General features: G+C 74.4%; 6 protein-coding genes. 5 read left to right on the plus strand and 1 reads right to left on the minus strand.

Annotated features, from left to right (window positions below):
• Positions 1 to 14 precede the first annotated feature (14 nt).
• From pseB to AB0M79_RS23290, 5 genes are read left to right on the plus strand one after another with little or no spacing between them, the layout of a single operon-like run.
• Positions 15 to 1,016: a UDP-N-acetylglucosamine 4,6-dehydratase (inverting) gene (pseB, locus tag AB0M79_RS23270; protein ID WP_364217500.1), complete on the plus strand. Its 1,002-nt coding sequence runs from the start codon at positions 15 to 17 to the stop codon at positions 1,014 to 1,016.
• Positions 1,013 to 2,662, plus strand: coding sequence for a hypothetical protein (locus tag AB0M79_RS23275; protein WP_364217278.1), 1,650 nt, complete (start codon positions 1,013 to 1,015; stop codon positions 2,660 to 2,662). The genes pseB and AB0M79_RS23275 overlap by 4 nt, the downstream gene beginning before the upstream one ends.
• Positions 2,653 to 3,408 (plus strand): protein phosphatase 2C domain-containing protein, encoded by a 756-nt coding sequence (locus AB0M79_RS23280; protein ID WP_364217280.1) that lies wholly within the window; start codon positions 2,653 to 2,655, stop codon positions 3,406 to 3,408. The genes AB0M79_RS23275 and AB0M79_RS23280 overlap by 10 nt, the downstream gene beginning before the upstream one ends.
• 53 nt (positions 3,409 to 3,461) lie before the next feature.
• Positions 3,462 to 5,153 carry an ABC transporter ATP-binding protein gene (locus AB0M79_RS23285; RefSeq protein ID WP_364217282.1) on the plus strand — a complete coding sequence of 564 codons (1,692 nt, stop codon included), beginning with the start codon at positions 3,462 to 3,464 and terminating at the stop codon, positions 5,151 to 5,153.
• Entirely contained in the window at positions 5,150 to 6,895 is a 1,746-nt protein-coding gene (locus AB0M79_RS23290) for an ABC transporter ATP-binding protein (RefSeq protein ID WP_364217284.1), read from the plus strand. The genes AB0M79_RS23285 and AB0M79_RS23290 overlap by 4 nt, the downstream gene beginning before the upstream one ends.
• Before the next feature lie 11 nt (positions 6,896 to 6,906).
• Here AB0M79_RS23290 and AB0M79_RS23295 read toward each other — a convergent pair whose 3' ends face one another.
• Positions 6,907 to 9,306: a helix-turn-helix domain-containing protein gene (locus tag AB0M79_RS23295; protein WP_364217286.1), complete on the minus strand. Its 2,400-nt coding sequence runs from the start codon at positions 9,304 to 9,306 to the stop codon at positions 6,907 to 6,909.
• Positions 9,307 to 9,440 lie beyond the last annotated feature (134 nt).

Here is a 9,440-nt window from a genome sequence, read left to right on the forward strand (position 1 = left end):
TGATGTCGATGAGCATCCTTCGTAACTCCACCATCCTCGTCACCGGCGCCACCGGGTCGTTCGGCAAGGCGTTCATCCGGCACGCGTTGACGTACCTGGACCCCGAGTTGGTCCTCGTCTACTCCCGTGACGAGCTCAAGCAGTACGAGATGCGCCAGCTCTTCCCCGCCGAGACGCGGCTGCGCCCGGTGATCGGCGACGTCCGCGACCGCGATCGGCTCACCGGATGCATGCGCGGCGTGGACTTCGTGGTGCACGCGGCCGCGCTGAAGCAGGTCGACACGGCCGAGGGGCACGCCGGGGAGTTCGTGAAGACCAACGTCGTCGGTTCGCAGAACGTCATCGACGCCGCCACGGCCACCGGTGTGCGGCAGGTCGTGGCGCTCTCCACCGACAAGGCATCCAGCCCGATCAACCTGTACGGCGCCACGAAGATGGTCGCGGACAAGCTCTTCACCTCCAGCGACGGCGGTCCGACGGGGTTCTCCGTGGTGCGCTACGGCAACGTCATGGGCAGCCGCGGTTCGGTCATCCCGCTGTTCCGGCGGCTGGCGCGTACCGGCGCGAGCCTGCCCATCACCGACAAGCGGATGACCCGCTTCCTCATCACCCTGGACCAGGCGGTCCGGTTCGTCGTGGAGACCTTCGACGTGATGCGGGGCGGTGAGCTGTACGTGCCGAAGATCCCGAGCATCCGGATCTCGGATCTGGCCGAGGCGATCGCGCCGGGCTGCCCCACGTACGAGGTCGGCATCCGCCCGGGGGAGAAGGTGCACGAGGAGCTGATCGCCGCGGAGGACAGCCAGCGCACGTTCCAGACCGCCGACCGGTATGTCGTCATGCCGACCATCCGGCGCGCCGGCTACCCCGTCCCGGAGGGATGCCGGCAGGTCGAGGAGGGCTTCCGCTACCGCTCGGACCTGAACACCGCCTGGCTCGGCGTCGAGGAGCTGCGCGAGCTGATCGAGGTCATCGACCGGCCGGGGGAGTCGGGCACCCTGGTGGCGTCGCGGTGAGCGGGCCGGTTCGGCTCACCGGCGCGGTGATGGCACATCCGCGCCGGCTCGGGCCCGGCCGGGAGCTGCTGGCCGCCGCCCCGCCGGGGCTGCTGGAGCTCGTGCTCGACCCGTGGCCGGACGGGCCGCGGACCGGGCTGCGTACGGCGATGAGGGCATGGTCGTCGATCCCCTCCGGCTCGACGCACCATGTCGTACTCGAGGACGACGCGATCCTGGTGCCGGGCTTCGCCGAGCACGCGGCCCGGGCCGCGGCGGGGGCACCGGACGCGGCCGTGGTGTTCCACGCCAACTGGTGCTCGCGCACCGGCGCGGCGGTTCGGCTCGGTGCGCTGGCCGGTGCCCGGTGGGTGCGCGCGGCACAGGAGTACACCCCGACGGTCGCGCTGATGCTGCCGGCGGCCGTCGGGGCCGGGTTCCCGGCGTTCGCCCGGCGACACGCCGGCACCTGGGCCGGTGACGTGGTGATGGCCCGCTACCTCGCCGCGCGGGGGGTCCGCACGTACGTGACCGTGCCGAACCTCGTCGAGCACGGCGACTTCCCCAGCGTGGCGGAGAACGACGCCCACGGGCTGCGGCTCTCCGCGTGCTACGGGGAGCCGCCGCCCGGCACGGACTGGTCGCTCGCCGGCGCGGCGGAGCCGGAGGCGTTGCCCTTCTACAAGTTCGGCCTCGCGCTCTGCGCCGTGCGTGAGCCGGCGGGCCGCTGGTCGACGATCGGTCCGCAGCGCTGGAGTAGCCGGCTGCGCATCGATGTGGACGACTGTGTCAAGGCCTTCGAGGCCACTTTGGACCGGTCCGCCGCGCTGCGCGAGCGGTTCGACGACGACGTGCTCTTCGAGGTGTGGCGCACCGCGTACGCGACGGGTGCGGTGAGCCGCCGCCCCGGCCAGGACGTGGCGGCGCTGACGTCGGACCCGCTGGCGGTGCGGGCCGCGCGGTCGATCGGCCCGGGCGGCCTGTGCACGAGCGTCGACGCCCACGAGCTGCTGACGCTGCGGGAACCGCTCGGTGAGCTCGCGCTGGCCGGAATCGTCGCCGGGCTGCACGGCCCGGTGGCCGCCCGCCCGCCCGGGAACCGCCGTCCCGGCGGCCACCGTCGGGTGGTCGACGTGCCGTGCCCGCCGCCGGCGGCGCCGTCGCTTCGGCGGACCCTCGAGGGCGAGCTGGTCGACCGGGGCCAGGACGTGACGGTGGAGGTGACCGACGGCGCGGTCCGGGTGGTGGGCACGGGCCCGCGGCGCGGCACCGTGACCGTGCGGACCGGTGTCCCGTACGGTCCGGGCGTACGCTGCCGACCGCTCGACGACTATGTGGCCCGGTCGCTCGTCGCCCAGCCGATCGTCGTGGATCGCACCTGTCGGGCGACGTCGTACTCGCACGTGTGGGACATCGCCTCCGCGGTCGCCAGGGCGCTCGACGGCGCTCCGGCCGACCCGCCCGACGCGGGCCCGCCGGTGGACCCGGCGGAGCTGGCCGTGCTGGTCTCGCGGGCGATCAAGCCGGTGCCGGTCCTGGATGGCGACGGTCCCCACACCGCGGGCCGGGGACCGGTCAGGCGGGACGGACCCGGCATCGGCCTTGCCGACGGCATCCGCACCGTCGGCCAGTGGCTGGCCTACGAGGCGGATGAGACGTGGAGGTGACGGCACTCAGCCGGGCCGCGCCCGGCGGTGACAACGAGGACGCCGTCGTGACCGGCGACACGTTCGCCGTGGCGCTCGACGGCGCGACCGCCGAGCCCGGCTTCGGTTCCGGCTGCCGCCACGGGGTCCGTTGGTTCGCCCGCTCGATCGCGGGCGAACTGGGCCGGCTCCTCGGCACGGACCCGGACGGGGTGCCGCTGCCGGTGCTCCTGCGCGACGCTGCCGGGACGGTCCGCGCAGCCCATGCCGACACCTGCGACCTCGATGACCCGCGCAGCCCGTCGGCGACCGTGGCGATGCTGCGGCTGCGGGGCGACCGGATCGAGCACCTTGTCCTCGGCGACGCCGTGCTGCTGCTGCGCGACCGGCGAGGAAGGGTCACGGTGGTCTCCGACGATCGGATCCGCCGCTTCTACCACCTGCCCTGGTCGCGGCTGCACGACAGACGCAATGTGCCGGGCGGCTTCTGGGTCGTCGGGGCGCGGCCGGACGCCGCCGCCGAGGCGCTGACCGGCTCGGTGCCTGTCGCGGAGCTGGACTGCGCCGCCGTGCTCACCGACGGGGCGGCCCGGCTGGTGGAGCGCTTCGGCTGGACGTGGGACGACCTGCTCGCCGTGCTGAGGCGCGACGGGCCCGCCGCGCTGGTGGCCGCGACCCGGGCGGCGGAACGCGCCGCACCGCCCGCCGACCCCGACGACAAGGCGTACGACGATGCGACGGTGGCCCTCTGCCACTTCCATGATTGAATAGTTAAGTTCATTTCCTGTTGGCGTCCGCCGTCTCCCGGATGCGAGAGTGCGTGCGAAACTTCCCGGAATCCTCAGCTGTCACACCGGACTGTCGATCGTCACTGCGCTATCTGTTCTGGCTCGCGGGCCAGTTCCGCGTACCGATCCTGCTCGGCGCTCTCGCCGGCATCGCCTGCATCGTCGCCCAGGCGTTGATTCCGGCGGCGATCGGCGTGGCCATCGACGACGGCATCATCGCCCGGGACCAGCCGGCACTGCTGTGGTGGGGTGCCGCGATCCTCGGTCTCGGTGTCGTGCAGGCGTTGACAGGTCTCATGCAGGACCGGTACGGGCTGACCGCTTCGCTCGGTGCGGCGTACCGCACACTGCAACTCGTCACCGCGCGGGCCGCCCGGCTCGGCGGCACCCTGCGCAAGCAGGCCTCCACCGGCGAGGTCGTGAGCGTCGGCGTCGCGGACATCACCCAGCTCGGTGCCGCGCTGGAGACGACCGGCCGGTTCGCCGGCGCCGTCGTGGTCATCATCGTGGTGGCCGGCATCATGCTGGCCACGTCCTGGCAGCTCGGCGTCGTCGTACTGGTCGGGGTGCCCGTCATGGTCTGGGCGGTCGGGCTGCTCCTGCGACCGCTGCACGGCCGCCAGCAGCACCTGCGCGACCAGCAGGCCGAGCTGACCACCCACGCCGTGGACATCAGCAGCGGCCTGCGGGTGCTGCGCGGCATCGGCGGCGAGGCCCAGTTCTCCCACCGCTACCGACAGATGTCGCAGCGGGTGCGCGGAGCCGGCGTACGGGTCGCCGGCGTCGAGGCCGCCCTGGACGCCGCCAAGACCTTCCTGCCAGGGCTGCTGCTCGTCACCGTCGTGTGGCTGGGCGCGGAGTCGGTCCTCGACGGCCGGCTCAGCGTCGGGCAGCTGGTCGCCTTCTACGGCTACGCGGTCTTCCTGGCGACCCCGCTGCGCCGCGTCGCCGACGGCGCCGACCAGTTCACCAGGGGCAACGTCGCCGCCGCGAGGGTGATCCGGCTGCTGAACATCGAACCCGAACACGCCTCGGGCACGACACCGCTGCCGGACGGCCCGGCGGAACTCGTCGATCCCGACGCCGGACTCAGGGTGCAGCCCGGCCGGTTCGTGGCGGTGGCATGCGCGACCCCGTCGGACGCCGCGCTGCTCGCCGACCGCCTCGGCCGGCACACCGGCACGACCGCCACGTTCGGCGGGGTGCCGCTGCGCGACGCGCCGCTGGAGCAGGTCCGCGCCCGCATCCTGGTCGCCACCAACGAGGACCGGCTCTTCGACGGCCCGCTGCGTAACGAACTCGACCCCGCCGACCGATCCGACGGGCTGCGCGCCGTGATCGAGGCCTCGTCGTCGAGCGACATCATCGAGATGCTGCCCGACGGTCTGGACCAGACGGTCGTGGGCGGCGGGCAGGAGTTCTCCGGCGGGCAGCGGCAGCGACTGCGCCTGGCCCGCGCGCTGCAGGCCGACCCGGACGTGCTCGTACTCGTCGAGCCGACCAGCGCCGTCGACGCGCACACCGAGGCACGCGTCGCCCAGCGCCTGCGCCAGGCCCGGGCCGGGCGTACGACCGTGGTCTTCACGACCAGCCCGATCATGCTCAACGCCGCCGACCGGGTCGCCGTCGTCGTCGAGGGCCGGGTCGTCGGCGAAGGTACGTACCCGGGGCTGCGTGGCGATGCCCGGTACCGGCCCATCGTCGCCCGGGAGGACGAGGCGTGAACACCGACGACACCCCGCACACGCTGCCCGTCGCATCGGCCCGGGAGGTTCGGTCCCAGGCTCGCCGCATCGCCGTGCGGCACCGCGGCCCCCTGCTCGGCGCCCTCGCACTGCACACCCTCGCCGCCGCGTCCGGCCTGGTCGCGCCGCGGCTGCTCGGCAACCTCATCGAACAGGTGTCACGGGGCACCGCCGAGGTCACCCACGCCGTCGTGCTCATCCTCGTGTTCGTGGTGGCGCAGGTGATCCTGCTCGCCGCTGCCGTCTACGCCTCCGCCCGCCTCGGCGAGACGGTCCTGGCCGAACTGCGCGAGGAGTTCGTCGACAACGTCCTGGCGCTGCCGCTGGCCGTCGTCGAGCGGGCCGGCACCGGCGATCTGGTCAACCGCACCACCCGCGACGTCGACATGCTCTCCCGCGCGGTGCGCCAGGCCGTGCCCGACACGCTGTTCGCCGGCACGACGATCGTGCTGACCGTCGGCGCGCTGATCCTCGTGGACCCGCTGCTGGCCCTGCCCTGCCTGGTCGCGGTGCCGGTGCTGTGGGCAGCCACCCGCTGGTACCTGCGCCGGGCCCGCGACGGCTACCTGCGGCAGAGCGCCTCGTACGCGCGCATCACGGACGGGCTGACCGAGACCGCGGACGGCGCCCGTACGGTCGAGGCCCTGCGCGTCGCGCACCGCCGCACGGCCCGCGCCGACGCCGACATCGCCGAGTCCTACCGGGCGGAGCGCTACACGCTGTACCTGCGCTCGGTGTTCCTGCCGATCAGCGACGTCGGGTACGTGCTGCCCGTCGCCGCGACCCTGGTGCTCGGCGGCGTGTTCTACCTCAACGGGCACGTCACCCTGGCCGCGGTCACCACGGCCACGCTCTACGTGCAGCAGGTCATCGTCCCGGTCGACGTGCTGCTGTACTGGCTGAACGAGCTGCAGATCGGCGGCGCGTCGCTGGCGAGAACCCTTGGCGTGCACGGTGCCGCCCCGGCCCGCGCGTCGCTTCCGGTGCCCGCGGCCGGCGGCGGTGGCCGGGTCGGGCTGGACGGTGTCAACTTCGCCTACCGCGAGGGCCACGACGTCCTGTGCGATGTCACCCTACGGGTCGAACCGGGGGAGCGGCTCGCGGTCGTCGGCCCGTCCGGCGCGGGCAAGTCGACCCTCGGCCGGCTCGTCGCCGGCATCCAGCCGCCGACGTCCGGCACGGTCACCATCGACGACGCGGCCCTGACCGACCTGCCGCTGGACGACCTGCGCCGCCGGGTCGCGCTCGTCACCCAGGAGCACTACGTCTTCGCCGGGACACTGCGCGAGAACCTCGTCATGGCGAAACCCTCGGCCACCGACGACGAACTGGAGAAGATCCTCAAGGCACTGGACGCCTGGGACTGGGCCGCCGAGCGGGGGCTGGACGCCGCCGTCGGCGCGGGCGGAGCGGCACTGTCACCCGCGGAGGCCCAGCAGTTGGCGCTGGCCCGGTTGGCGCTGGCCGACCCGCAGGTGGTGGTCCTGGACGAGGCGACATCACTGCTCGCCCCGAAGGCCGCGCGGCACGTCGAGCGGTCCCTGGCGGCGGTTCTGGAGGGGCGCACCGTGATCGCCATCGCCCACCGGCTGCACACCGCGCACGACGCCGACCGCATCGTGGTGCTGGAGGACGGCCGGGTGGTGGAGTCGGGCAGCCACGACGAACTCGTACGAGCCGGAGGCGCCTACGCGGCCCTCTGGCGCTCCTGGCACGGCTAGGGCCGCGGAGTCTACCCGGCGGGCTGGTCGGACAGTTCCCGCCGCAGCGCCGCCCGCAGCGTACGCACCTGCGGGGCGTCCAGTTCGCCACAGCGGTCCAGCGCCCGCTGGCGTAGCGCCCGGGCCTCCGCCGGCCGGTCGTCGTCGGCCAGGGCGGCGAGGACGTGCAGGGTCCGCGCCTCCCACCACGGGCTGGAGAGCGCGGCGAACAGCGCCAGCGCCTGCCGCAGCGCGTCGGTCGCGGCGTCGACCTCGCCCAGCTCCCGCGCCGCCAGCCCGTACCGGTAGGTGGCATGGGCCTCGCTGAACGTCGCGCCGCACCGCTGGAAGTTGCGCCGGGCCTGGTCGAACTCGTCGGCGGCCTCCCGCCAGCGGCCGAGGCCGGCCAGGGCCCCGCCGAGGGAGATCATCGCCGCGCCCTGCGTGACCTGCGCACCGGTACGGGTGAGGCCGTTGTCCCGCCGGTAGAACGCGAGCACCTCCCGGTGCAGGTCGGCTGCCTCGGCGTACCGGCCGAGCGCGGCCAGCGCCGCGCCGTGGGCGCTCGCCGCGCAGTGCTCGCCGAGGGCGTACCCGGCCTGACGGAACAGGCCCACGGCCCGGCGGCACGGGTCGAGGGCCGCCGCCGCGCGGCCGGTGCGGACCAGGATCGCCGCCGAGTACGTCAGGGCCCACGCCTCCTCCCGGCGGTCCCCGATCCGCCGGGCCAGTTCCAGCGCGCGGTCCAGGACGGTCTGGGCCTCGGCGTTGCGGTCCCGGCAGAAGTAGTGTGCCCAGCCGAGGAAGTTCAGCAGCGCGGCCTCGTCGCGGGGGTGGCCGGCGGCCCGGGCGGCGGCCGCCCCGAGCGAGAAGATCTCGTCCCAGGGGTGCCGGTGGCTGTTCGCGTCGGAGTACCAGTGCAAGGAGCGGGCCACCCGGACCACGTCGGTGTGCCGGCCGGCGTGGGCCGCGTCGCGCAGCGCCGCCAGCCAGTTGCCGGATTCGCGGTCCAACCAGGACGCCGCCGTCCGGTCGTCGGCGAAGAGGGCGTCCGCCCGGTCGGCGTCCGGCTCGAACACGACGCCGGCCCGCTCGGTGCGGCGCAGCAGCCAGCCGACCATCCGGTCGTGCGCGGCGGCCCGGTCGGCCGGGTCCTCCTCGTGGTCGAGACGTTCGGCGGCGTAGAGCCGGACCAGGTCGTGGAAGTGGTACCGGTCGCCAGCGGACAGCAGCACCCCGGCCTCGACCAGTTCCTCCACGGCGAGCGCCGCGGCCTCCTCGTCGGTGCCCGCGACGGCGGCGACGAGGCTTTCGTCGAAGTCGGTGCCGGGAACCAGCGAGGCGCGCCGGAACACCGCGGCCGCCGCCGGGTCCAGTTGGCGGTAGGAGACCTCGAACGCGGCCCGGACGTCCAGGTCCCCGGCGGTCAGCACGGTCAGCCGCCGGCGCTGGTCGTGGAGCAGGTCGACGAGCCGCCGTACCGACCACTGCGGCCGGCTGGCGAGCCGGTTGCCGGCGATCCGGACGGCCAGCGGAAGCCGCCCGCAGAGCGTGACGAGCTGGTCGGCGGCGGCCAACTCGGCCGCGACCCGGTCGGCGCCGACGATCGCGGCCAGCAGTTGCCGGCCGGCGGCCGGGTCCAGCAGGTCGAGCGGCTGCCGGATCGCGCCGGCCAGCCCGGTCAGCGGGCGGCGGCTGGTGACCAGGGCCAGGCAGTGCCGCCCGGCCGGCAGCAGCGGGCGTACCCGGGCCTCGTTCACGGCGTTGTCGAGGACGACCAGCAGCCGGCGGTCGCGGGTCAGGGTGCGGAACAGCCCGCCCCGCTCGGCCGGGGAGGCCGGGACGAGGCTGTCCGGCACCCCGAGGGAGCGCAGGAACCCGGCGAGCGTGTCGGCCGGGTCGGCGTCCTGGAGGTCGGCGAAGAGTTGCCCGTCGCCGAACGCGGGGCTGAGCCGGTGCCCCGCCGCGACGGCGAGGCTGGTCTTGCCGATCCCCGGCGGACCGTGCAGGACGACGACGCGGGTGGCCCCGGTGTCCGTGGCGGCCAGCGCCGAGAGCAGGTCGAGGGCGTCCGACCGGCCGGCCAGGTCGGGGACGGCGGCGGGCAGCTCACCGGGTACGACCGCCGGCTGGGCGGGAGCGGCCGCGTCGACCGGTGCCGGGTGCGGCGGCGGCTGCCGTTCGGCGCGGGCCAGGTCGAGGAACCGGCCGCGTTCCGGCCCGGCGAGTCGGAGCGCGTCGGCGAGCAGGACGGCGGTGCGCCGCTGCGGGCTGCGTACCCGCCCCCGCTCCATCTCCCGGATGCCGCGGACGCTGGAGCCGGACGCCTCGGCCAGCCCTTCCTGGGTCAGGCCCAGGCTCCGCCGGAGGCTCCGGAGCCGGTCGCCGAACCGCTCACGCTGCTCCTGATCAATGGGTATGGCTTCCCCCAACCACCCGCCTACGCGCGCTCGCGCAACGCCGATCGATGCTTGCACACCCGGCACCGGTCGGGGGAGCGGTGTGTGGTGCTCGCCATGCTCAGCCCGTGACGAACCGTACCGATCCCACCCGGTACGGTCCAATC

This window comes from Polymorphospora sp. NPDC051019, assembly GCF_040683055.1.
Classification (GTDB): Bacteria; Actinomycetota; Actinomycetes; order Mycobacteriales; family Micromonosporaceae; genus Polymorphospora; species Polymorphospora lycopeni.